The 26165-nt window shown below is 62.8% G+C and carries 25 protein-coding genes and 3 pseudogenes; 10 read left to right on the plus strand and 18 right to left on the minus strand.

What is annotated here, in order from left to right; all coding sequences use genetic code 11:
* Positions 1 to 39 precede the first annotated feature (39 nt).
* Together CH262_RS18825 and CH262_RS18830 are read left to right on the plus strand one after the other, a co-directional pair.
* On the plus strand, positions 40 to 1407 hold the full coding sequence (locus CH262_RS18825; RefSeq protein ID WP_094718148.1) for a WS/DGAT domain-containing protein: 1368 nt from the start codon (positions 40 to 42) through the stop codon (positions 1405 to 1407).
* A 73-nt stretch (positions 1408 to 1480) separates the two neighbouring features.
* Positions 1481 to 2353: a PE-PPE domain-containing protein gene (locus CH262_RS18830; RefSeq protein WP_094718149.1), complete on the plus strand. Its 873-nt coding sequence runs from the start codon at positions 1481 to 1483 to the stop codon at positions 2351 to 2353.
* 6 nt (positions 2354 to 2359) lie between these two features.
* On the opposite strand, the gene CH262_RS18835 is transcribed toward CH262_RS18830, so the two are convergent.
* From CH262_RS18835 to CH262_RS18845, 3 genes are all read right to left on the minus strand, one after another.
* Positions 2360 to 2719: a VOC family protein gene (locus CH262_RS18835; RefSeq protein ID WP_048315997.1), complete on the minus strand. Its 360-nt coding sequence runs from the start codon at positions 2717 to 2719 to the stop codon at positions 2360 to 2362.
* 54 nt (positions 2720 to 2773) lie between these two features.
* Positions 2774 to 3727, minus strand: a complete 954-nt coding sequence (locus tag CH262_RS18840) for an alpha/beta hydrolase (RefSeq protein WP_032369664.1) — start codon at positions 3725 to 3727, stop codon at positions 2774 to 2776.
* 75 nt (positions 3728 to 3802) lie between these two features.
* Positions 3803 to 5716, minus strand: a complete 1914-nt coding sequence (locus tag CH262_RS18845) for an alpha-amylase family protein (protein WP_094718150.1) — start codon at positions 5714 to 5716, stop codon at positions 3803 to 3805.
* Positions 5717 to 5787: 71 nt separating this feature from the next.
* On the opposite strand from CH262_RS18845, the gene CH262_RS18850 reads away from it, so the two are divergent.
* Positions 5788 to 6747, plus strand: coding sequence for an SDR family NAD(P)-dependent oxidoreductase (locus CH262_RS18850; RefSeq protein ID WP_094718151.1), 960 nt, complete (start codon positions 5788 to 5790; stop codon positions 6745 to 6747).
* 67 nt (positions 6748 to 6814) lie between these two features.
* Here the strand turns inward: CH262_RS18850 and CH262_RS18855 are convergent, their stop codons facing one another.
* Positions 6815 to 8554 carry a helix-turn-helix domain-containing protein gene (locus CH262_RS18855; RefSeq protein ID WP_094718168.1) on the minus strand — a complete coding sequence of 580 codons (1740 nt, stop codon included), beginning with the start codon at positions 8552 to 8554 and terminating at the stop codon, positions 6815 to 6817.
* A 71-nt stretch (positions 8555 to 8625) separates the two neighbouring features.
* Here CH262_RS18855 and CH262_RS18860 point away from each other — a divergent pair, with 71 nt between their 5' ends.
* Positions 8626 to 9999 (plus strand): FAD-binding oxidoreductase, encoded by a 1374-nt coding sequence (locus CH262_RS18860; protein WP_094718152.1) that lies wholly within the window; start codon positions 8626 to 8628, stop codon positions 9997 to 9999.
* A 13-nt stretch (positions 10000 to 10012) separates the two neighbouring features.
* Here CH262_RS18860 and CH262_RS18865 read toward each other — a convergent pair whose 3' ends face one another.
* The 3 genes from CH262_RS18865 to CH262_RS18875 form a co-directional block, all read right to left on the minus strand.
* The gene (locus CH262_RS18865) at positions 10013 to 10336 is read right to left on the minus strand and encodes a hypothetical protein (RefSeq protein ID WP_032386699.1); all 324 of its coding nucleotides are present in this window, start codon (positions 10334 to 10336) and stop codon (positions 10013 to 10015) included.
* A gap of 138 nt (positions 10337 to 10474) precedes the next feature.
* Positions 10475 to 11017 (minus strand): hypothetical protein, encoded by a 543-nt coding sequence (locus CH262_RS18870; protein WP_032386283.1) that lies wholly within the window; start codon positions 11015 to 11017, stop codon positions 10475 to 10477.
* Positions 11018 to 11160: 143 nt separating this feature from the next.
* Positions 11161 to 12507: an MFS transporter gene (locus tag CH262_RS18875; RefSeq protein ID WP_094718153.1), complete on the minus strand. Its 1347-nt coding sequence runs from the start codon at positions 12505 to 12507 to the stop codon at positions 11161 to 11163.
* 170 nt (positions 12508 to 12677) lie between these two features.
* Between CH262_RS18875 and CH262_RS18880 the strand changes: the two genes are divergently transcribed.
* From CH262_RS18880 to CH262_RS18895, 4 genes are all read left to right on the plus strand, one after another.
* Positions 12678 to 13445, plus strand: coding sequence for a metallophosphoesterase family protein (locus CH262_RS18880; RefSeq protein WP_045840720.1), 768 nt, complete (start codon positions 12678 to 12680; stop codon positions 13443 to 13445).
* 4 nt (positions 13446 to 13449) lie between these two features.
* Complete coding sequence (locus CH262_RS18885; protein WP_032386280.1) at positions 13450 to 14619, plus strand: winged helix DNA-binding domain-containing protein; 1170 nt, start codon at positions 13450 to 13452, stop codon at positions 14617 to 14619.
* Positions 14620 to 14756: 137 nt separating this feature from the next.
* Positions 14757 to 15659, plus strand: a complete 903-nt coding sequence (locus CH262_RS18890; protein WP_045840718.1) for a glycosyltransferase family 2 protein — start codon at positions 14757 to 14759, stop codon at positions 15657 to 15659.
* The gene (locus tag CH262_RS18895; protein WP_094718154.1) at positions 15656 to 16663 is read left to right on the plus strand and encodes a polysaccharide pyruvyl transferase family protein; all 1008 of its coding nucleotides are present in this window, start codon (positions 15656 to 15658) and stop codon (positions 16661 to 16663) included. Before CH262_RS18890 ends, CH262_RS18895 begins: the two co-directional genes overlap by 4 nt.
* A gap of 25 nt (positions 16664 to 16688) precedes the next feature.
* Here CH262_RS18895 and CH262_RS18900 read toward each other — a convergent pair whose 3' ends face one another.
* Positions 16689 to 17306, minus strand: a complete 618-nt coding sequence (locus tag CH262_RS18900) for an O-methyltransferase (protein WP_094718155.1) — start codon at positions 17304 to 17306, stop codon at positions 16689 to 16691.
* A gap of 140 nt (positions 17307 to 17446) precedes the next feature.
* Between CH262_RS18900 and CH262_RS18905 the strand changes: the two genes are divergently transcribed.
* Entirely contained in the window at positions 17447 to 17911 is a 465-nt protein-coding gene (locus CH262_RS18905; RefSeq protein WP_094718156.1) for a hypothetical protein, read from the plus strand.
* 47 nt (positions 17912 to 17958) lie between these two features.
* Here CH262_RS18905 and CH262_RS18910 read toward each other — a convergent pair whose 3' ends face one another.
* The 10 genes and pseudogenes from CH262_RS18910 to CH262_RS18965 all read right to left on the minus strand — a co-directional run.
* The gene (locus CH262_RS18910; protein ID WP_256988872.1) at positions 17959 to 18966 is read right to left on the minus strand and encodes a hypothetical protein; all 1008 of its coding nucleotides are present in this window, start codon (positions 18964 to 18966) and stop codon (positions 17959 to 17961) included.
* Between the two features lie 669 nt (positions 18967 to 19635).
* Entirely contained in the window at positions 19636 to 20010 is a 375-nt protein-coding gene (locus tag CH262_RS28180; protein ID WP_256988873.1) for a hypothetical protein, read from the minus strand.
* 315 nt (positions 20011 to 20325) lie between these two features.
* A pseudogene (locus CH262_RS28455) lies at positions 20326 to 20418 on the minus strand (DUF2510 domain-containing protein); the annotation flags it as partial.
* Between the two features lie 1588 nt (positions 20419 to 22006).
* The gene (locus CH262_RS18930) at positions 22007 to 22228 is read right to left on the minus strand and encodes a hypothetical protein (protein ID WP_143547131.1); all 222 of its coding nucleotides are present in this window, start codon (positions 22226 to 22228) and stop codon (positions 22007 to 22009) included.
* A 385-nt stretch (positions 22229 to 22613) separates the two neighbouring features.
* Positions 22614 to 22853 carry a hypothetical protein gene (locus tag CH262_RS27715; protein WP_094718162.1) on the minus strand — a complete coding sequence of 80 codons (240 nt, stop codon included), beginning with the start codon at positions 22851 to 22853 and terminating at the stop codon, positions 22614 to 22616.
* 185 nt (positions 22854 to 23038) lie between these two features.
* A complete protein-coding gene (locus CH262_RS28515; RefSeq protein ID WP_441344385.1) occupies positions 23039 to 23494 on the minus strand; it encodes a DUF7689 domain-containing protein in 456 nt (151 codons plus the stop codon).
* Complete coding sequence (locus CH262_RS27360) at positions 23491 to 24111, minus strand: hypothetical protein (RefSeq protein WP_143547132.1); 621 nt, start codon at positions 24109 to 24111, stop codon at positions 23491 to 23493. Before CH262_RS27360 ends, CH262_RS28515 begins: the two co-directional genes overlap by 4 nt.
* On the minus strand, positions 24104 to 24661 hold the full coding sequence (locus CH262_RS18955) for a hypothetical protein (protein ID WP_143547133.1): 558 nt from the start codon (positions 24659 to 24661) through the stop codon (positions 24104 to 24106). The genes CH262_RS27360 and CH262_RS18955 overlap by 8 nt, the downstream gene beginning before the upstream one ends.
* 525 nt (positions 24662 to 25186) lie before the next feature.
* Positions 25187 to 25336: a hypothetical protein gene (locus CH262_RS27720; protein ID WP_179275045.1), complete on the minus strand. Its 150-nt coding sequence runs from the start codon at positions 25334 to 25336 to the stop codon at positions 25187 to 25189.
* A gap of 290 nt (positions 25337 to 25626) precedes the next feature.
* Positions 25627 to 25947: pseudogene (locus CH262_RS18965) on the minus strand (DUF933 domain-containing protein); the annotation flags it as partial.
* Here CH262_RS18965 and CH262_RS18970 point away from each other — a divergent pair.
* Positions 25894 to 26165: pseudogene (locus tag CH262_RS18970) on the plus strand (hypothetical protein); the annotation flags it as partial. The pseudogenes CH262_RS18965 and CH262_RS18970 sit on opposite strands and share 54 nt — an antisense overlap.

Raw genomic sequence — 26165 nt, forward strand, 5'->3', positions numbered from 1 at the left:
GAGACCGTCGACCGGCGATGCACGCCCTAAGCTTCTGGTGTGCCCTGTGCGATCGCCGAACCCCTGTTGTCGGGCTCTGCGCGCCTCCACCCGGTCGATGCGCAGGCGTACTGGATGGCATCGAAGGTCCCCAGCGACCAGTTTCTGCTGTACTGCTTCGAGGGAGCGCGCGAACCACTGGAGTCCACGGTGCGACGGCTGCGCATTCGCAGCGCGGGTATCGAGGTGCTCGGTCTCCGAATCACAGAGGTTCCGTTCGGTCTCGAGCGTCCACACTGGACTGCGATGGACCCCGCCACGGACACGATCAGCGTTCACCCCGAACCCCGGACGTGGCAGGAATGTCTCGACGCCGTCGCGTCGTCGTTCGAGCGTCAGGTCGACCCGCGACACACGGTCTGGCATCTGCACCTGTATCCGAACGTATCGGGAGCTCCTGCTTGTGACGGACCGAGTCTTGTTGCTGTTCTGCAACTGTCGCACGCAGCCGCGGACGGAACACTAGCCGCCCGAACTGCTCGCGAGCTGTTCGGTACACAACCCGTGCCCTCTCGGCCCGTTACACCGACTGCGCCACCCGCACCCCTGACCGCCGCCGTCGCCGCCCTGACTCTGCCTGTGCGAGTAGTGCGCATGGCTCGCGCCGGCATTCGGGCGCGACGCGACGCACTGCGATTGGAGGAAGATACCGCGTCGGGTTCGGTCCCTCCTCCTGCACGTTCTCGCGCGTTGACGACTCTCGACGTTGCGCCTACGGACCGGACGGATCTGCGAACGATCGTGCTGCCCAAGTCGGCTCTCCAGTTCGCCGACACCTCGATCACCGTCACTGCTCTGACCGCCATTTCCGTTGCACTACAACACTTTCTCGAGAATCCGGCCGATCTCGCCGCTGAGGTCACCGTCGCACGGACGGCTGCAGTGGGCGCACGCAACAACTTCGGCAACGTCGGCGTCGGCTTGTTTCCCGCCGAACCGGACCTGCGGACTCGCAGCCGACTCGTGGCCGCAGACCTGGCCGAGCGCAGAGCGCGAGCAGGTCACCCGGTGTCGCTGACAGCCCGCGCATCTCAGAACGAGACAGAACGCCACGTCCCGGCATTCCTGGCGGCGTGGGGAGTCGCACAGTTCGATCCGACTGCGGTGCCGCCGACCGTCACGGGCAACACTGTTGTCTCCAGTGTTTCGCGCGGTGCAGCGGACCTCACGCTCGGCGGCGGGCCCGTTCGGTTCACGGCAGGGTTCCCTGCCCTCTCCCCTGCCATGAGCCTCACGCACGGCGTGCACGGTATCGGCGACACCGTCGCGATCAGCGTGACGTCCAACCGAGCGGCCGTACCGGATCCGGATCGCTACGAGACACTTCTGCGCGACGGCCTCGACGACGTACGTGCCGCACTGAGTTGAACGAGTCAATGCCAGACAGTTCTCAGCATTTGTCGGGCGTTCGGCTCAGGTTCGTCGGCCACACTCGGTAACCATGAACCAGGAGCAGGTAACCGTACTCGCGGTCGGCGGCACCGGCGAATCGCGTCCGGCCGACCATCGGACCCGCGTCACCGGTCTCCTGTCGTGTGTCGTCGGCGCACTCGACGACCGTTTCGTCGGCCGCTGGGTGGGCTACCCGGCGTCGTACGGGCCCGTTGCGTTCGGGGGACTGAGCTACCGGCACAGCACCGAACTCGGAGTTCGTCGCCTGCGTCGCGCGATCGAGAACACTACTGGGCCTCTCGCTCTGATCGGATATTCGCAGGGAGCCACGGTCGTTCGCGAAGTACTGGGCCTCGTTCACGACGGAATCGTCGACGGCAGCCGCATCGTCGCGGCCGGTCTGGTCTCGGATCCACAGCAGCCGACCGGTGCGGTGCCCGGCTGCACCGGCCGCGGGGTTGCCGGAACCGGGCCGGCTCTGCCGGAGTCGATTCCCACCCATTGGATAGCTCTCGCGTCGGACATGATCTGCAACGCCAGCGACGACAGCCTCGTTCGCGACATCGCCGACCTGACGCGCTGGATGTCGTTCCGCACGCCCAAGACCTGGTTGCGCGAGCTCTGGCTACTCGTGCGCAGCAACAGCTTTCAGAACGCGACTCGCACTCGCCTACGACCGGCCCAGTGGGCGAAGGATGTTCGACGCCTCCGCACCGCGGCCACCGAGGTTGCCGGGTACCTGCCCACGTCGCTCGGCTGGAGACGATGGGTGTGGACCAACTCGGGTGGCGGTCGGCACATCGCCTACGCGTCGGAGCCGTACGCAGACGGCCTCACCGGATGCCAGGTTCTCGCCCGCTGGCTCGGTGAGCAAGAGGATGAGCGGCTCGGCCGAGCTCTACCGGCCGCGCAGGTCGCGTAACGCAGATCAGTCTCGCTTGCAGAGACAGAAGATGTGGCCGACCGGGTCTCGGTACACCCAGAACGACTCGTGCGCATCGTCGATCAACGTCGCTCCGGCATCGACGACGAAGTCGCGGGCCTGTTCCATCTCGTCGACGACAAAATCGAGGTGAATCTTGATGCCGTCGTTCGGCCAGTCCACCGGGGTGAAGTCGGGGGCCTTCTGGAAGGCCAACCGCAGTTCGCCCGGACCGTGGACGACCACCCAATCTCCGTCGTCGCGCACCGGTTCCCAGCCGAGGATCGTGCTGTAGAACCGGGCGAGCGTTGCCGGATCGGGACAGTCGAGAACCGTGTAGTCCACGGCGATGACGGGTGCATTCATGTCGGAATCGTAGCGAGAATCACCCGGGTTGGACTATCGATTACTCGCTGCCGATCAACCGCCGACTGCCGGGGCAATGGTCTCGAACCACGCCTCGTGCAGATGCTGCTGCCAGTGGTTCCACCAGTGCACGCCGGTGCCGGTGATCTTGACGTTGGGTCGACCGCCTGCGGCCTGCAACAACGGAACGAATGCCCGACTGCTCATGCCTGCGGCGGTTTCGAGCGGCACCATCTGCGCGAACTTGACGGGGTCGAAGCGGCTGCTGGCCGGGTTGAACACCGGGTCCGTCGCCGGTGAGCCGCTACCCGAAGAGACGAAGACTGCCGTGTTGCGCAACGCGCCGACATTGAGCGACGGATCGTTGCGGATCCAGTCTGCCGACGGCCAGGTGCCCCACATGTTGCGCGCGTTGCCGCCCATCTCGCCGACGGCGACCGAGATGCCCTGAGCGAATCCGGGGCTGCTGGCCGTCGGGTAGCCACTGAACGACGCCACCGCCTTGTAGAAGTCCGGCCGGTGAGCCGCCAGGTTCAGTGCCGAGGTGCCGCTCATCGACAGGCCGGCCACGGCGTTGTTGACGTTGTCGCTACCGAAACGATCGGCCATGAAGGGCGGCAATTCCTGGGTGAGGAACGTTTCCCACTTCACCCGTCCGAGCTTGGGGTCGTCGCGCTGCCAGTCCGAGTAGAAGGTTCCGCCGCCGCCGAACGGAATGACCACGTTGACGTGCTTGTCGGCGAAGAAGCTCTCGACGTCGGTTTCGATGAGCCAACCGCTGTTGTCCTCGGGCGCACGCAGCCCGTCGAGCAGATACAGCGTGGGTGCAGGGCCGCCACCGGCAGCTCGGAGCACCTTGATCGGGATGTTCTTGTCCATCGACGGCGAGTAGACGTAGACCAGCTCGGAGTCGGCTTTCGCCACACCGGTCCCCATCAGCACCGTTGCCATCGTGGCGACCATGACCGCTACCAGAGCGAGCACCGTACTTCGTAACCGACCGCGCATCGAGATTGTCCCCTTGTTCGTATCCAGCCCCACCGTCCCGGGGAGGGTAACAGCTCGGTCACGGTAATGCGTCCTCTAGCGCGACGGGCTGTCGACGATCCACCAGGCCGCGTACGGCGGCAGCCATACCGATCCGTTGTCGTCGACCGCCAGGTCGTGCTGCGAGAGAACCTCGGTGGGGGCCGGGATGCCGAGCTCGATCAACTGCGCATGGGGGAACGGGCGGTGCTGAGAAGTGACGTTGTAGAGCCCCACCAGGGTGCCGCTGGGATGACGTCTGCGCACCACGAGCAGACCGTCGTCGGATTCGGTCTGGACGTCGACCGGTGCCTCGGCGTGCAACATCGGTAGACCGGAGCGCACCTTCGCGATACGAGCGATGCCGTCGAACACTCGTTGGGCGTCGCTCCCCTGCTGAAATCGGCCGGCGCGGTCGGCGTCGGTGACGCGGGGTCGATGCACCCACCTGTTGTCCTCGGCATGAGCCGGTTCGTCTGCCCAGTTCGGGTCTCCCGGGGAGCCGAGCTCGTCACCGCTCCACACGACGGGAATGCCGCCCCATCCGGCAATGATGGCGTGCGACAGAAAGATTCGCCCGAACGCGCCGTCGGGATCCAGGCGGGCCGGGCCCAGTCCGGTGAGCGCGGCTGCGGTTCCACTGATCCGGCGATCCCCGGTGTCCGGATTGTACTGGAACACAAGCCCTTCGGCCCAGGAACCATCGAACTCGCCGGAGTACCAGTCGGCCAGAAAATGCCGATGGCCTGCACCCGACAATCCGAGCGACGCCGCGTCACCGTCGTCGATGGCCCAGCCGATGTCGTCGTGGCATCGCACGTAGGTCACCCAGGTGCCACTCGGTGGCGTGGGCGGTAACGACGCCAGTGCATGACGCGCCAAAGCCGTACTGCCCGTGGCCAACATCGACCAGACCTGCACCATCAGCGAGTTGTGGTACGCGATGTCCGATACTCGCCCGGTGTGTCTGCCCTGCCCCAGATACGGCAACAGATCGCGTGGGCCGACGATTGCTTCGGCCTTGAAGAGCGTTGCCGGAGCGGCAAGGCGAGCGGTCGCTCGGAGAGCCTGGGTGATCGCATGCACTTCGGGCTGGTTCTGGCAATTGGTGCCCAGCCGCTTCCACAGAAATGCGATCGCATCGAGGCGGAGCACTTCCACCCCGAGGTTGGCCAGGTGCAGCACGATGCTCGCGAACTCCTCCAGCACAGCCGGATTGGCCCAGTTCAGATCCCACTGCCACTCGTTGAACGTGGTCCACACCCACTCGCCGAGTTCGTCGTCGAACGTGAAGCTGCCCGGCGCGAAGTCCGGAAATACCTCGGGGAGGGTGCGCTCGTAGGAATCCGGGGTCGTCCGATCGGGGTAGATCAAGAAGTAGTCGCGGTACACGGGATCACCGGCTCGCGCCTTGACAGCCCATTCATGTTCGCGAGCAACGTGATTGAGGACCAGGTCGACCACCATGCTGATACCACGTCCGCGCAGAGTCTCGGCGAGAGTACGCAGATCCTCGTTGGTGCCCAGATCTTCTCGCACCGCGCGATAGTCCATCACTGCGTAGCCGCCGTCGTTGTCGCCCGGCCGCGGTCGAAGCAGCGGCATCAGATGCAGGTAGGTGACACCCAGATCGGTCAGGTGATCCAGTCGTTCACCGACTCCGCGCAGCGTCTCGCCGTAACGGTCCACATAGCAGGCGTAGCCGAACATGTCCGGCTGCTGAAACCAATCGGGTTCGAGCAGTCGACGCTGATCGAGTCTGTGCAGATCCTCGGACCGCTCCGCGTACGCACGGGCGGCGATCTCCACGAGCGTGGCAGCCACTGCATCAGGCTCGGGGTAGACAGCCGTGACGGCGTCGTGCAGATCGGGAAACCACTGTTCGAGGCGGAGCTCGAACGTCTCGCGTCGATGGGCGGGCAGTTCGGCGAGGATGTCGCGGGTGACGTCTGAGACCGTGGTGTGCGCCATGGACTCATCATGGCATCGAGCAGTCGCTGCCGACGCGCATACATCCCGACTCCCTGGGGTACTGGCGCAGCATGTCATTGCTGAGCCGCACGGTGGACACGATTCTCGACAGAGCCGTCGTTCCCGGTTACTCCCGAATCGGTGCCACGGTGCGTCGGCGATTCTGGGCCGCCGATCCGTTACCGTTCGCCTCCCCCATCGACATGGTGGTGACCGGCGCATCCTCGGGGTTGGGAGCAGCTACCGCGAAGCAGCTCGCCCGCCTCGGAGCGCGGGTGCACCTGGTCGGACGATCGGCCGAGCGGCTCGACGCCGCCGCTGCTGTGATCCGAACCGAAGTGCCCGACGCCTCGCTCGTGGTGCGTGAGTGCGATGTCAGCGATCTCGATTCGGTGGCGGCCCTGATCGCGGCGTTGGCGTCCGAACTGACATCGGTGCATGCACTCGTGCACTGCGCCGGGGTGATGCCCGATTCACGACGACTCTCCGCGCAGGGTCACGAATCCGCTTTCGCCACCCATCTTCTCGGACCGGTAGCACTGACGGTGGGACTGAGAGAATTGTTCGACGCCGGATCGCGGGTGGTGTTCGTATCGAGCGGCGGCATGTACGCGGTGCCCCTTCAGAACCCAGACTTCGAGTACGAGAACGGCAAGTACTCCGGCATGACGGCGTACGCCCGAACGAAACGAATGCAGGTGGTGGTGGCCGAGCAACTGGCCGAACGCTTTTCGCTCGAGGACGATCCGGTGGTGCACAGCATGCACCCGGGCTGGGCGTCCACGCCGGGCGTCACCGGCTCCATGCCACTGTTCGATTCGGTGATGAAGCCCATTCTGCGCAGCGCCGACGACGGTGCCGACACCATCGTCTGGCTCGTGGCCGCTGATCCTGCGTTGACCAGCACCGGCACATTCTGGCACGACCGAGCGCCGCGGCCGACGCACTATCCCTCCTGGCGCGGAGATTCCGCGCGGGTGCGAGATGCATTGTGGGCGAATGTGGTCGAGGCAACGGGAATCGAGATCTGACGTCAGTTAGGGCTCGACTGCCGGCCGCTTTCGCCCACCGACCACGTTCCGAAGAGCCCGATCGACGTCACAGACCCAGCAGGTCGGCCGATCTGCGCAGCCGCATCAGGACCTGAAGATCGAGAGCATTGTCCGGGTCGCGCCAGTGCGTTCCGATCAGACGGTCGATCGCGTCGAGTCGTTGATAGAGCGTGTTGACATGCACCCCGAGAGCCGACGCGGTTGCCGAATGATGGCGTCCACGCGCCAGATAAGTCGAGAGTGTCTCCATCAGCGGAACCCCGCGCTTGTTCTGCTCGGCCAACAGCGGACCCAACTTTTCCTGCGTGAGTTCGTCGAGATGTTCACGCGCCAAGTGGCTGAGCAGAATTCGATAGATTCCCAGCCCCCGCGCCGAACATGCTTCCCCCTCGCGGCCGAGGGTGACCAACACGTCGACGGTCTGCCGAGCTTCCCGATAGCCCTTTGCCAGCGCCTCGGGTCCGGTGCTCGGCTCGGAGATTCCGACGGTGGCACCGGCGAGGAACATCGGTGTGACCGTCGCCGAATCGTGCGCGGGCACCACCACGATCAGGCGCGAACCTTGCTCCGCGACAACAGATCCTGCCGGAAATCGGCCGAGCTTGGTTCTCGACGCACCCTGCGCGACGGCTACACAGTACGACGTGTCGGGGGCAAGTCCGGCCAAATGGAGTTGTCGCCGTTCGGCATCCGGAGTGGACGCCGGGTGCGAGAGCAGGTCCACCAGGAACGCATCCTGGGCGCGCCGCGCGGAATCGGCGGCGGCCCGCTCCTCGGCGAGTGACAGGGCCACTGCAGGCGCGGCTCGATCGAGCAGCAGACGCGTCCTGGCATCGTCCGGTCCGATCGAGATCAGCGCGCCGAGGAATTGACCGGCTGCGGCCACCCGATGAGCCGTCATCGACGTCGTCGACACGGTGTCCTTGCCGTCGCCACACATGCGTAGCAGTTCGTCGACCTCCGCCGAGTGGACCGCCAGTGCCGCGGGAACCGCAGCGGCATCCGGAACGAAGTACGCCGGACGCTCGGTCAATACAGCAATCTCGCGCACCAGTGTCCGTACGCCGCCGCCGCGCAGGACCACCTGGGTCAACGTTCGGTCCCACTGCAGTGTCTGTTCGAGTTCGGCTGTGCGTTCCGATAATTCGGCATTCAGCGTCTCTAGCCGATCGATGGTCCGTACGTTCTCGATGGCGATGGCCGCGTGCGCGGCCAGCGCCGAGAGCAGGGCGATCTCACTGTCTGCGAAGTCGCGTTCCTGGCGCTTGCATGCAAACAGTGCGCCGATCACTCGATCGCCCACCCGCAACGGCACGCCGAGCAGACCGCGCATGTTCTCCGAGCGGGCCGCGCTGTCCGCACCGGTGATGTGCTGAAACGCCGGCTCGCTCTGGTAGTCGGGGGTCCACGACGGCGACGCACTGCGCACGATGAGTCCGACCAGCCCTGCGTCCTGTTCGAGCCGAAGGCCGACGAGCCGGGGAGTCAGGGCTCCGCTGGTGACGTCGATGACGAACTCGTCTCCCTGTACGGACCCCATGTAGGCGAGGTCGACGCCGAGAAGCCTGCGTGCCTGATCGACGACCTCTTGCAGAAGAGCACGGTTGTCTCGCACCGTCGTCAGTCGCACGGCGATGTCGTTGAGTGCCGCCAACTCCGTGCTGCGTTGACGTCGCTGATCCAGCAGGGCGCGTAGCCGCAGAGCTGCGTGCGCCTCGGCACCTGGAAATGCCTTCCGATGCTCCTCGAGACGATCGATCGACGCGTCGTCGAGCAGAAGTTCCATCCATGACTTCTCCGCGGACATAGAGAGAACCTACATTGGCCGAGACCCAGCTCACAGCTAGAGTCGAGAACATGACGCTCGTCGAACAACTGTCCGAGGCCTTGCCCACCGATCGCATCGTGGTCGACCCGGACGTCATTGCCTCCTACCAGCACGACGAGGCGGAGTGGGCCCCGTATTCGCTGCCCGTTGCCGTCGTGCGGCCCCGGACCGCCGAGGAGGTGCAGACCGTCGTTCGAGCCTGTCTTGCCCACGGAACGCCGATCGTCACTCGCGGGGCGGGTACCGGTTTGTCCGGCGGAGCCAACGCCACCGAAGGCTGCGTCGTGCTCGCACTCGACGGGATGGACACCATCAAGGAGATCGACGCACTCGAGCGTTATGCCGTTGTCGAACCCGGAGTCGTCAACGATCACCTGAGAGCAGCCGTCGCAGAGCAGGGCCTGTGGTACCCGCCGGATCCGGCCAGTGCGCCGTGGTCGACGATCGGCGGCAACGTGGCCACCAACGCCGGTGGGCTGTGCTGCGTGAAGTACGGCGTCACCCGCGACTACGTCATGGGAATGCAGATCGTCACCGGTACCGGAGAATTGGTACGACTCGGGCGTAAGACCGCGAAAGGCGTTGCTGGATACGATCTTGCGGGTCTGATGGTCGGATCCGAAGGAACACTCGGAATCATCACCGAGGTGACCCTGAAACTGCGTCCGCTCCAGGATCCGCAACGGACCGTTGCCGGGTACTTCGATTCGATCGTCGACGCCGGACGTGCCGTGGCCGCAGTGGCCGCCGCAGGATTGACGCCGTCGGCGTTGGAGTTGATCGACAAGCAGTGCCTCATCGCCGTCGACGCCTGGAAGAACATGGGGTTGTCCGTCGAGGCAAATGTGGTGTTGCTCGGGCGGATCGACGATCCGGGGCTCATCGGAGACCAGGAAGCCGAGAAGATGCTGACGTGCTTCGACGAGGCCGGAGCCACCTGGTCTGCGGTATCGACCGATCAGGAGGAGGCCGACGCCCTGTTCTCTGCTCGGCGGTTGGCGTATCCCGCGATGGAGCGACTCGGACCGGTATTGACCGAGGACGTCTGTGTGCCGAAGAAGCATGTGCCCGAGATGCTGTCGCGTATCGAACAGATCGGACTGCGATACGAGACGACGATCGCCAACATCGCCCATGCGGGCGACGGAAACCTGCATCCGCTGCTCATCACCCCGCACGACGACATCCCGGCCCGCGAGCGCGCTCAGGCTGCCTTCGCCGAGATCATCGACGCTGCACTGGAACTCGGAGGAACTGTCACCGGCGAACACGGCGTGGGACTGCTCAAGATGGACGGACTGGCGCAGGAGTTGGACCCAGTTGTGCTGGACATGCACCGCGCGGTGAAAAAAGCACTGGATCCGCACGGAATCCTGAATCCGGGCAAGGTATTCGCGTCCTGAAAGCGCTGAGATCCTACGGTTGAGTGCGCAGATTGCCGTTGTGCAGCGCGGTCACCAGCAGACTCGGCAGGCCGTTGACCAACAAGAGAACGGCCACCACGAGGCTTGTCGCCAGCCACGGCTCGGTCAGCCAGAAATGATTGCCGATCCGTAGCGCACCGACGATACTCAGTATCCATCCAGCAGCCTGGACACGTCGGGCACGCTGGGCAGGTCTGACCGGATACGAGCCGTTCACAGTAGGCAACCTACGGCCGTCGTTCTGACGAGCTGCGATCCGAGCTGCCACGACGTGAAGCAGTACAGCGAACGTGATGGCACACAAAGCAATCGACATGCTGTCCAGCACCCTCTCCCCGGTCGGTTCCTGTCCGCGCAGTCTCGCAGGCCGCGTAGCAGTACGCCAGGGGCCCGCATACCAATGTTCACATAGTCGAAAGAGACCCGTTCACAAACGGTCGAGGGACTAAACCCCTTATCCGACATCCGTCCCGGTTTTGGACCTCTTCCTGAGAAGCGCTGCAGCCGATACAGACACAAAGAAGCCGACGAGCCCACCACACAGCGGCAGAATGAACCACAAATACCCCTGACTGCTGAGCTCGACACGAAATGGTCGCGTATCGGTGAGTACGTAATAGGTAGGCGGCGAAATATGTGCCCAGGCAGCCGCGCAGAGGCCGAGCAGACCGCCGGTCATCATGCCGACAAGTCCAACCAGACCGATAGAAACTCGGGGTTGTACAACACTGCGTGCGCAGACAAACCCGAGCAGGCAGAACGCCATGGCCGAGAACGCCGGGAACACGATCACAGTAGGAATCCACGTTGGTGCCGGCTCGAAATACTCGACCAGATATCCCATCACGACTGCCACCGAGGATTCGGAGGAAGCGGCCAACCGTTCGGAATCGAATCGCGGTGCCACTAAGGTGTGCCACAGGATCGCAATCGCTACCCCCACCAGCAAACCCACTACCCCCGCCGCGAACGCGGCCTTACGTCGCTGACCGGTCATTGCGCCATCCTTGCAGGACAACTGATCCGTCGGAAAGCACCGTGCTCCCCCGAGCCATGTGCACGCCATGAACCCCCAGCTCCTGACCCGTCCACGACTCGTTGTCGCGCATGGATGCCCAGATCTACACATCCACTCGGTCGTCAGTGCGAGACCGGCGCTCCCGCATCACTGCTCGTGCTGTGGTCCACCGTGCGACGGTGCAGCGCCAATACCAACCCGACGGCCACCATCATGACGCCGCCTACGACCCACAGTCCGGCGCGCGCGTTCCCGGTTGCGTCGAGTAGCCAGCCCGTCACGTACGGCGCGCCGAAGCCGGACAGGTTGCCCACCGAGTTGATGATCGCGATGCCCGCGGCCGCACCTGCCCCGGTGAGAAATGCACTGGGCAGGTACCAGAACACCGGTAGCGCGCAGAACACTCCGACTGCGTTGACCGTCACCGCGATCATCGTGGTGAACGGCGAATCCATGTACAGCGCAAACGGTATGGAGACCGCGCCGATCAACGTGGGGATCGCGACATGCCAGGTGCGCTCGCCGGTACGGTCCGAATGCCTGCTCCACAGCACCATGGCAAGGGCACCGACCGCGAACGGAACCGCGACGATCAGCCCGGTTGTCACGAGAGAGAAGTCGGTGTTGAACGTCTTCTTGAAACCCGCGACGATGCTGGGCAGGAAAAAGCTGAGCGAATACAGGCCGTAGGTGATCCCGAAGTACACCAGCCCGAGCATCCACACCCGTGCGTCGGTGAGAGCCCGCTTGACCGAGCCGGTGACGTGCGTGCTCTTCGACGAGCCCTCGGACTCCAATTCCGCTGTCAACCAATTCTTCTCGTCGTCGTCCAGCCATGTGGCCTGCGCCGGCCGATCGGTCAGGTAGAACCAGGTGATCACACCGAGAACGATTGCCGGCAGGCCCTCGAACAAGAACATCACGCGCCAACCGGAGAGTCCGAACAGCCCGTCCATGTATTGAATGATCGCACTGGACAGAGGCGCACCCAGCGCCGAGGAGACCGGCAGAGCCAACATGAACAGGCCCATCAGCCGAACTCGATAGGCCCGCGGGAACCACATCGTCATGTACAGCAGGACACCGGGGAAGAAGCCCGCTTCGGCGATGCCGAGAACGATGCGGAGCCCGTACAGCCACCCTGCCGTCGGCACGAATGCCATGGCGGCGGCCACGATTCCCCACGAGACCATGATGCGTGCAATCCAGCGGCGTGCGCCGAACTTGTGCAGGGCCAGGTTGCTCGGCACCTCGAACAGCAGGTAGCCGATGAAGAACAGCCCGGACGCCAATCCGAACATCGTCTCGGTGAGCCCCAGCTCGTCGCTCATGGTCAGCTTGGCGAGACCGATGTTGGTGCGATCGAGATAGTTGACGAAGTAGGCCACCCCGAGGAACGGAATGATGCGTCGAGCGACCTTCTTGACCACCCTGGTTTCGATCTCGGGCTTCGTCGTGACTGCAGGCATGGGCTCGGCTTTCCATCGAACGGAAGTGACTTGGACCACACTAGGGACCCATCAGGCAAGGGTCTATGGAGAAATCACCCATCGAAGACGGAGATCCGAGGGCGAAGTCTCCAACGCTCGACGAGGGTTGCCGTGTTGCAGTCGAATGCCCGCGCTGCGATCCTGTGCTTGTGCGAGTAGCTCTCATTGCCGATATTCACGGCAACATCGCGGCGCTCGACGCCGTCCTCGAAGACATCGAACAGCAATGCGTCGACTCCGTGGTGAACCTCGGCGATCTGCTCTCCGGCGGACTGCATCCGCGCCGAACTGCGGATCGATTGATGGCACTGGGTTTCTCCACCATCGCCGGCAATCACGATCGCTACCTCCTCGAGCAGGAGCCCGATTCCATGGGCAGTTGGGATCGGCATGCCCACGATCAACTCGACGACGAGCATCGACGTTGGCTGGGTTCGCTCCCGTTCTCGCTGGAGCTGGGTAACGGAATCCTCGCAGTACACGGAACACCCACCGATGATCAGCAGTACTTCCTGCACTCGGTGGACCCTCACGGCTCTCGCGAGGCAACCGAGGTCGAAATCATCGAAAGGGCAGCAGGTTTCACGGATCGATCTGTCATCGCCTGCGGCCACACCCATCTGCAGCGCCAGTGGACTCTCCCCAGCGGCACGCTCGTCGTGAATCCGGGTAGCGTCGGCGCACCCGCATACGACGACGATCAGCCTTACCCCCACGTCATGGAATCGGGGTCTCCGCACGCCCGATACGCGGTGCTCGACGATCACGACACAGGCAGCTGGACGGTGTCGTTCGAGCGCGTCGAGTACGACCACGGCGGAGCCGCCGACGATGCCCGCGCGCACGGAATGACCGATATCGCCGACGCGCTTCTCACCGGTTTCGTCGGTCCCGCTCCCCGCGAGCAGTCACACTGAGCCCGTGAAGATCACCGACGTCCAGCGGCGACAGCGGCTCGTCGCGCAGCACTTGTCCGACGCCCCGAGTGCCGAATCCGTGGTGTCGTCGTTGCTCGCACTGCATGCCACCGATCCGGCTACGGTGTATCTCTCCGTGCTGGCACGCGCCCGCTCGCTGGGATTGTCGGACGTTCGTGACGCGATGTACGAACGTCGTAGCTTGGTTCGCTTGATGGCGATGCGTCGCACGATGTTCGTCGTCGCGCACGACGACGTTCCGATGATCCACGCTGCCGCCAGCCTCGGAGTTGCCCGCACGATGCGAACCCGGTTGATCAAGCAGGTGTCGACGCTGCCGACCGAACCGGTGATCGACGACGTCGAATCCTGGCTGGCGGCAACCGAAGCCGAGACCGATGCCGTTTTACGCTCGATGGGTACGGCGACCGGGGCTGAGCTGTCCGCAGCAGTCCCTGGACTGAAGACCGCTCTGCTGCCGACCACGGACAAGGTGTACGACGTCAAACGCTATGTGACCTCCGAAGTGTTGGTGATGATGGCCGCGGAGGGAAAGCTGGTGCGGGTCGAGCCGCGCGGCGCGTGGACGTCGCGCCGACATGCCTGGGCACCGATCGATCAGTGGTGGCCCAACGGGATTCCCGAGTTGGACGAGCCCTCCGCCCGAGCCGATGCGGCCCGGCGCTGGCTCGACGTGTTCGGACCGGCGACCTTGGACGACCTGCAATGGTGGACGGGATGGAACAAGACGCAGACCCGTGGAGCGGTCGCCGAACTCGACACCGTGGCCGTCGAACTGGCCGAGGGTGACGGAATCATGTTGACCGACACAGTGTTCCAGGATTACCCATCTCGGGCGATGCTGCTTCCCGCCTTGGATCCCACACCGATGGGGTGGAAGCACCGACACTGGTATCTCGGCGAACACAAGGCCCCGCTGTTCGATACCTTCGGAAATATCGGTCCGACCATCTGGTGGGAGGGACGCATCGTCGGCGGATGGGCCGTGGATTCCACCGGTTCGGTGGTCACGGAAGTACTCGAGGACGTCGGGTCTGCGGTATCGAAAGAGGTTGCAGCAGAGGCCGATCGGATCACCGCCCTGCTCGACGGTACCGCGGTGGTCCCGTCGTTTCCGACGCCGTTGGAGAAGAGACTGCGCGGAAAGTCGTAGCCACATCGGTCCGAGGTGACAGTCGGACTGTGTGTGTAAATGGCGGTGCCACACAACCCTTCGAGTTGTGTGATCCCCACTCCTACGGTTGGGATGCCTAACCAAACAGCACCCGGATTTCGTTGTAGGGTCACAACGTGCGTATCAGTCTGGTTTCCATCGTCCTCCCCGTGTACAACGGTTTGCCCGAACTGAACGAGCAGCTCCACGCGCTCGCTGCGCAGGACTACACAGGCGATGTCGAGCTCATCGTCAGCGACAACGGCTCGACCGACGGCCTCCGCTCACATCTCGAAGAATTGCCTCTACCTCTGTCGATGCGCATCGTCGACGCCTCCGCGAAGCGTGGCGTCTCCTACGCCCGCAACGTCGGCGTGGAAGCCGCGCGGGGCGACATCATCGCCTTCGTCGACCACGACGACGTCGCTTCTCCGACGTGGCTGACTGCCATGGTGCGCGCACTCGACAGCTACGACGCCGTGGGCGGCGCAATCGAACACGATTCCCTCAATCCGCCCGAGGTGACGGCGTGGCGAGACAACCCGCCGAACGGCACCCTGTTTCCCACCGCCTACCTGCCGTATGCCCCGGGAAGCAATTTCGCGCTGTGGAGGCGAGTCTTCGACGAGGTCGGAGGCTTCGACGAAGACCTCGTGGGCGGTGCCGAAGACGTCGACTACTCGTGGAGGCTTCAGCAAGCAGGATTCACTCTCGGACATGCCGCGGATGCGTCGGTCGCCTACCGCATCAGAACTACGGTTCGTCGATCGTTCTTGCAAGGCCGCGCGTACGGACGCACGTCGTACCAACTGTCGACCAAGCACCGTGCTGCGGGCTGCCCTCATCCGTCGTCACTTGCCCGGATTCCCGCGCACACTGCGGCAATCTTGTATCTCGCGACAATTCGCAATCCGTGGTTGCCGAAGGTACTACGACCGATGCCCAGCGGTCTGTGGGCCCACTACATCGGAATACACTACGGCGCACTCCGAATTCGGGTGGCCGCGCTCGGCCGCGGCCTGCGACGGAGTCCCCGATGACATACGAGATAGTCGACGCGATACGCGAAGAGACCATGGCCGTCATGCGGCAGCATGCCAAACCCGGAGATCGGGTGGCTCACTTGGACTTTCCGAATCACTTCAATGCCGGTGACTCGCTCATCTACGCCGGTGAGGTCGAGTACCTGAAGCGGTTGGACGTGCACGTCGACTACGTGTCCGATCCGTTCACCCACAACCACGATCTGCTCGAACAACGAGTCGGTGATGGGACCCTGTTTCTGCAGGGCGGAGGAAATTTCGGTGACCGCTGGCCGATGGACCAGAAATTTCGTGAAGCAATCGTTGCGCGGTTCCCTCGCAACAAGATCGTGTGCCTCCCCCAAAGCATCGACTACTCCGACTCCGACGCCATGCACAGGACCGCGGCCCTCTACGCACAGCACCCGGACCTCACCCTCATGCTGCGTGAACAGCGTTCGTACGAGCTGGCGCTCGCCCATTTCCCGAACAACCGCGTCGAATACTGTCCGGACATGGCTTTCGGTGCCGAAATCGCACACAGCGCCGAAGGCTCTGCAGTGGACGTCGTGAAACTCGTGCGCGAGGATTCCGAAAGCCTCGGTCATGCTTCGGTCAACGTCGACGCGTCGTCCGTCCAGTACGACTGGGGTCTGCACGGAAGGGATCTGGCGATCTCGACGGTGGTGACGCTGCCGACCCGAATCGCATACAACTTCCCCAAAGCGAATCGTTTGCTGTACCCCGCTCTCGTTCGCTCGTACGAGCAGACAGCGAAGCTCAACCTCCGTGTGGCGCAGCGCATTCTGAATCTCGCGCCCGTGGTACTCACCGATCGGTTGCATGCTGCCGTGTTGGCCGCGATGATGGGCAAGCGTGTCGTGGCGATGGACAACGCGAACAGGAAGGTGTCCGGCATCTACGACGCCTACCTGCACCGGTTCGACAACGTTCAGTTCGCAGCGACACCCGACGCGGCCGCCGACATGGTTCGGCAGGCCGTGTCCGACAGTCGACGATGAACGCTGGTCGACACCCCGTCCGTTTTCAGAAGGGGTAACGGCCCTCGGCCCAGGCACGCGCGGCGGGAGGAGTCACCGCGTCGACGGGTTCGCCGTCGCGAAAGTAGTTGGTGTGCAGGATTCGACCCGCGTCGACGGCCTCTTGCCAGGCCTGCGTCGGACCTTCGCCGAACCAGAGCCACGGCGTGATGTCGTCCATGATGACAACCGATTCCGGGGTGGCGAGCGCACGGAGATCGTCGAGGTCTGCGCGGGCACCTTCCACAGAATGGTCACCATCGATGAAGATGACATCGAAGTGCGCGTCCGGGTGTTGCTCGGCATAAGCCTTGATGGTGGTGTGCGAATCTCCCTGGATCAGGGTGTGTCGGCCCGGGAAATGTTCGTCGACATGGGCTTTCGCGGCATCGCTGTACGCGTATGCGGCCAGATCGAAGGATACGACGGTCACGTCGGGAGAGGCTTCGAGGAACGCCCAGCTCGAGAAGCCGGCATTGAACCCGACCTCGCAGATCGACTTCGTGCCGGGCCTCGCGGCCAATGCGGACAGGTATCCGAGTTCCGACTCGTCGGCTCCACGCTCGAAAGGCTCCCCCGCTGTGGCGGTTCGATGTACCAACGACTCGAGGTATTCCAGGCCCATCCATGTCCTCCTGTTCGACTGCTTCGGAGCGTAGCCGACGGTCGATCATGCGCGCAGACGACAACTGTCACCTGGCCGACACCGATACCTGTAGCGTTCGCACCGAATGACCTGCCGGTCGTGGAATTGCCATCGCGGGCTTGGCAATCGGAGCGATCGAACTGCTCGTGGTCGCAACTGTCGTCTACGGTTTCGGATCTCTCACGCCGAGCAGGTCGGCATCCGTCGAAACACTTGTTCCGTACTCCTTACCGGCGACCGCACTCTTCACGGTTCCTCCCACTACGGAGCCACCGACTCCGGTCGAGACCACCGTCGACGCGACCGAGGCCCCCTCGGCCGCACTGCCCGAGGTGGACGGACCATGCGATCCGGGCGTCGACAATCGCGGAACCTTTGCCGATGGCACGTTCCTGAAGTGCACCTATGCAGGGTCGACTCGCGCGCATTGGGTGCAGTCGGCACCGATCATCGACGGCAATGCGGAGGCAGGGTCGGAATGTGACCCCTCAGCGAGAGGAATTGCGTTGTCGCCGGACGGATTCGACATGTTCTGCGTCTCCGACGGCGCGAACGGTGGCGGGTACTGGTCACCCGGACCGTAGACGGTTGATCGATTTGCGTCGTCCCGCGAACCGAAACGCTCAGACGGTCAGATGCGGCTACGAAGAGACAGAGCGGCCGAATGGAAGTAGCTGCGGCGAATGGCTTTCCTCAAAGCCTTGCGCACGCCGGCGTCGAGAGTTCCCGACTTCTGGATCGCCGCAAGACCGTCCCGCAGTTGGCGTCGGTCCCAGACCATCAGTTTCATCCGACGCGCAGCGTCCTTATCGATTGAGCCCGGGAGCGTCGCGCTCTCGGCACCTGCAAGTGCCAAACCGACTTTCGTGCGAGTGCATTTGCCACAACGCCCGCAATTGAAGCTGCCGTTGGGGTTCTCCCAGCAGACCCGCAGGTGGTTCATCGCGGTCTCGTTCCCGCCGATGCGACGGATCTTTCCGTAGCGGTCTTGTTCGAGCTCATGATGCTCGAATGCGACGGCACCACTGGACCACAAGGGGTCGAGATCCGGATGGGACCCCCATGGATGTAACTGCCGGTAGCTGTAGGACGACGGGACGATGACCGTGCTCAGGTGCTCCGACAATGCCAGACCGACATGCGCCAGCGCCGGGCCGTGGAAGACCCCACCCCATTCGAGCTGCAGGGGATCGCCCAGCGCCGACCTGACCGTGGTCTTGATCTCGATCAACGGTTTGCCCAGATCAGCAGCCGCTTCTCGGGCCCCTGCCAAGGCTTTCGACGCCAACTCCTCGTCGTCGATGTGGATATCGAATCCATGCACGAAGATCAGGTGGGTAATACGTTCGGACTGGGTGATCGCCGAATAGAAGCTGTCGACGCCTCCGCTGAAGAAGCAACCGACGCCCTTCGCCTCGGAGACGCTGTGTACGGGTTCTGCCGCAATCGATATCTTGTGAAACCGCCTCGGGTACCAGCTGCGAAGAACACTCTGAGCCTTCGACGCATTGCGAAGTGCCACCGAGTCCACGGGAGCGTCGAAGTCGACGTCCCACCTGTGCCGCATACCTGCTGCCAACAGCGGAGGAAGCCAGGGATTCACGGAGTGGTCCAGGCTGTAGTTCGACTCGGTTGTCACGCGAATCTCAGGGCTGGATGGTGTCTCTATCCGCGATGAGATGCAGTTGGCACCTGTGGCTTCGGCGTAGAGCGTCAGCGACCTGTTCACCGCCGAGAGTGTGCCACACTCCGGGTTTGTCCCGATACGAATCGAGCCACCACACGAGGCCGCTCGAGCAGAGCTACACGTTGAAGCGGAACTCATCGCTGGGCGTTTGTTGACGCTGGCAGCTATTGGACAAGCTCCTGAGCAGGCCTTCTGCGTATTGGTCGGGTTGGTACGCGTTTACAAGAAACGGGTAACTGCGGACTGACTGCGGACTCTGGGCCGTCCTCACCGTCCTCGTCTTCGTCTCGGCTGTCATAGTCATCGAGCACTGCCGACGTCTGCTTGCCGCCTTCCCGCCACAGGACGTCGTACCGGGACACACCGTCTTGCGTCGTCTTGCGTCGTCTTATAGAAGCCATGATTCGACGCTAAGGAGAAATGTGAAATTTATCGAATATTCCTCTTACACAACAGATGTAGCGAATGAACGACAGCGATGGAGCACAGTCAATGCAATCAGCTTCACCAACTCGCCTCCAGGCTTGAGGCCGATCCCGACGTAGATACAGGTCAGAGGCTTACCGCACGCCAGTGACGTGGATGCCTCAACAGGCCGGAACAGGAGAAGCGAATGCGCAATTATCCGCCAAACGCGGCCGCGAAATCGCCCGTCCAGAGGCGACGTCCCGGCCACTGCGGGGTGATCGTCGCCGGCGACAACTGAGCAATCGAAACGTCGTACGCCGAGTTCACCGTCACCACCCCGCCAGGCGGGATTAGCCCCGACCCCTTCAGGTCGTTTGTCTCCACACCATTGACCGTCCCCGCGATGAGCGCATCGTCCGCCGCAAGTCCACCAGGGCCGTAGTTGAGGTACGGGGTGTACCAGTCTGCGGCGTCCAGCGTTTCCGTACCGGTGTTGCGTAGTTCGACGGAGATCACTGTAAAGGGGCCGTCAGGGTCGAATTGATTGGACGACGTGCCCTCGGTGACGGCGGTGACAGTCGCCGCCAAACCGTCAGTGAACGTGATGGTTTCTCTTGGGCTCGCAGAGGGCTGGGATGGTTGGCTTGGGACTGGAGACGTAAGTGACGGCCGTTCCTCGTACGTTGCTGGCGATTGCGCAGCAACTCTGCGGGGTGAATCGTTTCCTATTGACGAAACGATGTTGCCGACAATGAGAATGGCTGCGACCACCCCGCAGACCTTCCAGATCGTTCTTGTCGTCTTCTTCGACGGGGATGGTGTGGTTGAGACCTGCATTGCGTGGGGTGCAAGCTGGGAGATGGGTGGCGATGTTTGCTTGGTTTCCGCTGTCCACTCATGGCTGTTCCAGTACCGGATCATTTGTGGGTTCGCGGGATCCGGGTACCAGCCAGCAGGTGTCATCGGTAAGGAGTACCAGACAAAGTCCGACACCATCAAACGAGTGCATTCTCATTTCTTCGCAACGTCATTCGAGTGAATGATCTAGATACGCAGCGACACTTAGACCACCATGGACGTGCGGGTGCAGGTACGGTACTCCGGGTGACTCCCCCACCGCCGCCGCCCAGAAAATGGTGGCAACACCCCTCCATCGCGGCTGCCTTCGTGACTGGAATTCTCGGCGGTGCGGCCACGGTCGGGGCTGGCCTAGCAGCCACAAGCATTGGAAGCGACGCAGACACAGACGGCGGTCCGCCATCCATCCGTATTCAATCTATTGAATGGGTTGGCGTAACCAGCCGATATGCCATACGGGGCACGGTAGAGGATATCGGGGACAACGTCCTTTGGTCCTTCAACCAACTGACCAATGGTGATGAGTTCGGACCCGCTTACATTGAGAGAGGACCATGCAAGGTCCTGCCGAGCAACGACTTTGTATGTAATGCAAACTACGCTGGCACTGAAGGCGCGGACGCGGGAAAGCAGTTCACGATGTGGGTCGCAGCTCAATCCACCCAGCAGGCAGCCGATATCGCCGTTTTAGAAGCAAATGGCGTGCATTCTTTTCCGACCCCCAACGGCATTCCACACACGCCCGGAAAAACCTCCGACACTGGCGAGTCAACTTTGGTGGGCGCTACGGCGGTTCACCCATAAACACTATTCGCAGCACCCAGCCGTGTGTCGTTTGCCGGCGTTGCGGCGCAACCGTTTACACTCCATCACTCACGGCAGACTGCTCAGACTCAAGCCTCGTCAGAGCCCTCGTGGCGGTAGCCGAGTCGGCCGTCCGGACGCAAGACCCAACCTGCCTGTCCCTCGTCGGCGGGCGGAGTGAACGTGTTGCCGTCGGTCATGCTGTCAAGTATCCCAGGGCGGGTTTCTCAGTCGGTCAATTGAGAGCTTGGACCTGTACCGTGCCATAGCCTGACCGACCATGCGGATTGTTCTCGTGGCGGCGCTGGCCGCACTTGTCCTCGCAGGCTGCTCCACCGACCCGAGCCGCCGGCCGAACTTGAGTCGTTCGACCTCAGGGTCACAGCCCAGATTGCACCCAAGTTCGTCACACCAATTGCAGGCGGTTGTGACTCGAACGGTGTCAGCAAAGGCTCCCCGGTTCTTGTGCGAGACGAATCGGAGACAACCGTGGGGACGGCCGCACTCGGGGGCGGGTCACTCCAGCCCGATGGAGCCTGCCACTTCTACGCGAATGTCACTGTCGTAGAGGGGCGCGAGTTCTACGAAGTGACCATATGCGACCGAGCACCGGCCACCGTGCCGGCCGACAGGGCGCGCTCCGGGTTTTCACTCAGCTTCGGGTACTAGACGCGCAGGTGGCGCGGACATAGCTCGCGTTGGCGGCCGTCTGCCGACTCACCATCGCGTTGGATTAGTGCATCTCGTCAACCACCGAGCCCAGCGAATGCTTGCTCTATTGCGTCCGGCGCACGGGCCTTCGTCGTCTCCGTCGCAGCCTGCAAGTCCAAGGCCGCGTCCTCACACTGATACGACGGGGGTCGGAAATTGGGCCTAGGCCTTGGGAGTTCCAAACAGTACCCGCCAGGGGTCCGATCCCGAACTACCGGAACACCACCATCCGAGTATCCGCAGGGTCATCGGGCGTTAAGTCAGTGAGCTTCACCCAACCACCGGCACCGTAGATATCTTGAAACTTGCCGCTCGCGGGATTGACGACGAGCACACCCGAGGCGTGAATCTCGTAGGTCCCCTTGTAGTCACGCTCGCTGCGCTCGCCTTCTACGTAGCTCACAACCCTGAAATGCTTCACCGTGTCTGCCATGGTCGCGAGTCTGTCACCGCGTAGCACGATGCCGGAACCGTTTGCTCGGATCGCAACCCCTCGTTCATCCAGACAGACGACAGTGGAACCGCCCGGTCGGCACATTCCCCGAGTAGCCTCCGAGCCCTTCCCTATTGTGGTTGCATCGTGGTTATGTGGAACGAGCGGGCAGTACGCGAGCAGTGCGCCGAGGCCGGAATGACCGTGGACCAAGCGGGTAGGCGGTCGGGCATCGTTGACTTGGAACGCGAACTCACCCACGACCAGATCCCGGTGGTTCTGGACGCCCAGTCTCTCGCTAAAACTCTCGGATGCCACTCTGATGACCTGATCGGAACCGTCCCCGAAAGCGGCCACGAGCAGGTTCTATAAAACGGATAACGGCCTAGACGCCATCCGAGACGACTGGGAGAACGTCGAACTCGGCGGCCTCGGCCACAGCCAAATCGAACCCATCGGCCCCGTCGACCGGAGCGACGAGAACGGGCCGCCCCTCATCCAGGGCGGCGATGATCCGGCCCCATTTCTCGGTCTCGTAGCGCACATGGCCGAGGCGGTACTTCCCGAGTTCACGGCCTCGCACAGTGACGATACGGGCCGGGTCGATGATCGTGTTCGGAGCCATGCTGGCACGTACCCGAACACGTAAAACCATGAGTGCAACAACTTTGGGTAGCCGAAACCCGTTAAAACACAACGGATCCGAAGCCTGGCACCCGCGGATTGTTGGCTAGATAGGCCCCGCCTGTAGCGCCCACGCCTTAGCGCAAGAATAACTGGGCCGAAGGCGCGATTTCGCGGCGCGGACCGCTATCTTGCTCGGGCCATGTAGAAGGCCACCTCGCCGTAGATGTCGCCACCCACATGTTCGGTGTCCATGTGCGTGATGTCATTGGACTTTCCGCACTTGCTCGTCCAAGTACCGTCGGCAAGTTGTCGAGCCGCGTGCGTGGGAACTCCATTTTTGGCGTACACCGCGATCTTCTCACGGTCTGCTTCGAGCATTCCGCTAGCGCATACGCGATAGCCCACAGACTCGTACGCTTGCTGGAAATTGGGCACCGTAAGGTCTGAACTCAACCCCGCTGGCCAGTGGTACGGCGCTACCGGGGGTGCGCCGGGCCACCACCACCGGCTGTTATCGCCAGCGGCCCACGCGATGCAGTTGTACTCGGGCGTCGGTGGCGATGTGACCTCGAACGCAGTCCCCGTGAGTCGTGGGAATTGTTCCTCGAGATGGGTGTGGCTTCCTGATCCGGTACTCATGTCTGGCTGTCGTACCACGCAATCCAACGGGCGGCAGCCTCGCTCATGGTTGTGGCCCCAGCGGCGTGGTCGGTGCCGGTGATTGCACTGAGTGCCCAGAACCAGTGATCGACCCCCTCGCGAAGCTCGTCGACGATCAACGGAACAGCGGGCTTTCCTAGACCGATGATTCGCTGGTACGCGGGAAGCAAGATCATCTCGGTCACAGAAGACATATACTCACTTTGTCTTCTCCACTCGTCGCGGTACGCGTTGAATTCGTCGCGTACGTCACCCAATGCGTCTGCGTAGTTCGCTTGAGCAAGCCTGCGCCCAGACCACAGGCCCGCTGTGTAGGTCTCCGTGGTTGCGAAACGTGGGTGCCAATGCACAATCGCCCAGGCTGCGTCATCACGGAGGGTGTAGCGATTTTGGACAACCCGCGTTGCGCTACGTGCAGCAGGCTCGTGCGACGCCGACGTAAACACACCGTGAAGATGTTCTGAGGCCGCTCCGAAGCCGACAACAGTCAGGTAGTCATGCGCCGCGTAGCTTCGCTCGAACGCCTCATATTCTGGCTGATGAAAATCGTTGGGGTCATCGACAAAGTATCCGGGTGAAGTGTGCGTTCTACTCATCGCCCTCGCCTGCCACGTCAAATTCGGTCAGATTCGACGACGACAACAGCCGAGTGAGGGTCGCATGCTTCGCCTGCGCTCGCTCCACTACCAACTTAAGCTGGGCTAAGTCGTGGTCATTCAGAGCGAACGACGCAGTTTTGATTCGCCCCTCGTGAAAGTAGTCAAGTCGAAGGTTGTGTACGACGACGGCACCGATTGGGTCAATCGACGGGTCCGGATCGAAGACAGGACGTATATCCGTTACGAGTCGAGCTACGTGCAAAACTTGGTCGAACTCAGACGAAACATCAAGTGCCTTGCTGAAACCGAAGAACTTCGGTGCTGACAACAATGCGGCCAATCGGTCTATCAGCCTCAACCGAGCGTCGCCACCTACGGAATCCTCCACTCGCTTGACGACCGTCCGGGCGAGTTCGTCGGGCTTAAAGTCATGGCTGGCACCCAAAGACGACATGGACATGAGATGCGTGACGAAGGACTCAACCTCATCATCGCGCTGCCACACTGTGCCGACGGCATCGGAAACTGCCCGCTGGAGTGCGTTCACACTGCTGACCGAAGTCCCTGCGAGTGCTCCGGCGAGCGCGTCGAACTCCGCATCCGGAAGCTCGGCTATGCGCACGAGTACCGGTAACGCGTCCTTAGGTATACGGACTGAGCTTAGGCTCGCCACTGGTGGTCTCCCATGCGTCGCAGAATACAGGCTCTCTTCAGGATGGCACGCGTAAGACATGCGAGGTATGGGCGGGTAGCGGATCAACGCGCGTGGGGGCCAGCCCTGCGTAGCATCGTGTGACCCAATGGTCGGTCGGCTCGCGCAACCACGCAACCCCCTCTCCTCGCCCTATGCGCCCGTTCGAGGCAGTCGGCCAAACCGCATACGTGACCGGCTTCGCACAATGTAAACGTGCCAATCGATGGTCAACTGTCACGGAACCTGTCATGCTGTCCCGATGCTCTGGTGGATAGTCGGCATCGTCGCCGTTTGGGTCACACGCAGCGCGCTCGCAGCCGTGTGGATCGGCCGAGCCATCAGCCACTCGAAGGTCGAGGAAGCCGCCGCTGAGCTGCGTTATGCGCCCGTTCGGGAGCGGGCCGCGAGATCATCTCGCGCGTCGTCCATGTAGGCCATCGTGGAGAGGTTGAACTCGCCGGCGGACTTCGCGAATGCAGCGGCGGTGGCGTAAAAGCACAAAAGAAGGTCGTGCAGCCCGACTGGCATCTGCACGACCTTCAACACTTCTTTGCTTCCGGACTCATCTACACAGGATGCGACGTGGTCACTGTTAAAAAAGGCGCTTGGACACAGTTCGCCAAACGTCACCCTGTCGACGTACGCCCACCTCTGGCCGAATGCAGATGACCGGACACGTAAGGCCGCAGAGTCGATGTCCAACGAGGCCGTTCAGCCGACTACGACAGGTGCAGCGGAACCGTCTCGCCGCTGATCGGGAGATCTATTGCGGACTCACTGCGGACCGTGAGGCAAAAACATCGCTGTTGACTTGGGTCTTACACGTTGAAGCGGAACTCCACCACGTCGCCGTCGGACATCACGTAGTCCTTGCCCTCGATGCGCACCTTGCCCGCGGCTTTGGCCGAGGCCATCGAACCTGCGGCGACGAGGTCGTCGAAGGACACGATTTCGGCCTTGATGAAGCCGCGCTCGAAGTCGGTGTGAATGACGCCTGCGGCCTGGGGCGCGGTGTCGCCCTGGTGAATTGTCCACGCGCGAGCCTCTTTCGGGCCTGCGGTGAGGTAGGTCTGCAAGCCCAGGGTGTGGAAGCCGGCGCGCGCCAACGCGTCGAGGCCGGGCTCGGTCTGACCGACGACGCGAAGATCGGCGAACTGGCTCGCCTGGTCGCTCCAGCAGATGCGGTGTTCCTCGACGCGAAGATCGAGTCGGAACTGCTCGAACTCGACAAGGAATCAGCAGCAGAACTGCTCGAATCCGTCGGTCAGACCGAGCCCGGCCTCGACGCGTTGGCGCGCGCCGGCTTCCACACCCTGGGCTTGCAGACCTACCTCACCGCAGGCCCGAAAGAGGCTAA

Origin of the sequence: Rhodococcus sp. 05-2255-1e, from assembly GCF_002259025.1 — a bacterium.
GTDB classification, from domain to species: domain Bacteria; phylum Actinomycetota; class Actinomycetes; order Mycobacteriales; family Mycobacteriaceae; genus Rhodococcoides; species Rhodococcoides fascians.

Coding starts and splice junctions, on each gene's coding strand:
- CH262_RS18830 (WP_094718149.1), top strand. CDS start 1,481: ATGAACCAGGAGCAGGTAACCGTACTCGCGGTCGGCGGCACCGGCGAA.
- CH262_RS18835 (WP_048315997.1), bottom strand. CDS start 2,719: ATGAATGCACCCGTCATCGCCGTGGACTACACGGTTCTCGACTGTCCC.
- CH262_RS18840 (WP_032369664.1), bottom strand. CDS start 3,727: ATGCGCGGTCGGTTACGAAGTACGGTGCTCGCTCTGGTAGCGGTCATG.
- CH262_RS18845 (WP_094718150.1), bottom strand. CDS start 5,716: ATGGCGCACACCACGGTCTCAGACGTCACCCGCGACATCCTCGCCGAA.
- CH262_RS18850 (WP_094718151.1), top strand. CDS start 5,788: ATGTCATTGCTGAGCCGCACGGTGGACACGATTCTCGACAGAGCCGTC.
- CH262_RS18855 (WP_094718168.1), bottom strand. CDS start 8,554: ATGGAACTTCTGCTCGACGACGCGTCGATCGATCGTCTCGAGGAGCAT.
- CH262_RS18860 (WP_094718152.1), top strand. CDS start 8,626: ATGACGCTCGTCGAACAACTGTCCGAGGCCTTGCCCACCGATCGCATC.
- CH262_RS18865 (WP_032386699.1), bottom strand. CDS start 10,336: ATGTCGATTGCTTTGTGTGCCATCACGTTCGCTGTACTGCTTCACGTC.
- CH262_RS18870 (WP_032386283.1), bottom strand. CDS start 11,017: ATGACCGGTCAGCGACGTAAGGCCGCGTTCGCGGCGGGGGTAGTGGGT.
- CH262_RS18875 (WP_094718153.1), bottom strand. CDS start 12,507: ATGCCTGCAGTCACGACGAAGCCCGAGATCGAAACCAGGGTGGTCAAG.
- CH262_RS18895 (WP_094718154.1), top strand. CDS start 15,656: ATGACATACGAGATAGTCGACGCGATACGCGAAGAGACCATGGCCGTC.
- CH262_RS18900 (WP_094718155.1), bottom strand. CDS start 17,306: ATGGGCCTGGAATACCTCGAGTCGTTGGTACATCGAACCGCCACAGCG.
- CH262_RS18930 (WP_143547131.1), bottom strand. CDS start 22,228: ATGGCAGACACGGTGAAGCATTTCAGGGTTGTGAGCTACGTAGAAGGC.
- CH262_RS27715 (WP_094718162.1), bottom strand. CDS start 22,853: ATGGCTCCGAACACGATCATCGACCCGGCCCGTATCGTCACTGTGCGA.
- CH262_RS28515 (WP_441344385.1), bottom strand. CDS start 23,494: ATGAGTACCGGATCAGGAAGCCACACCCATCTCGAGGAACAATTCCCA.
- CH262_RS27360 (WP_143547132.1), bottom strand. CDS start 24,111: ATGAGTAGAACGCACACTTCACCCGGATACTTTGTCGATGACCCCAAC.
- CH262_RS27720 (WP_179275045.1), bottom strand. CDS start 25,336: ATGCCAGTCGGGCTGCACGACCTTCTTTTGTGCTTTTACGCCACCGCC.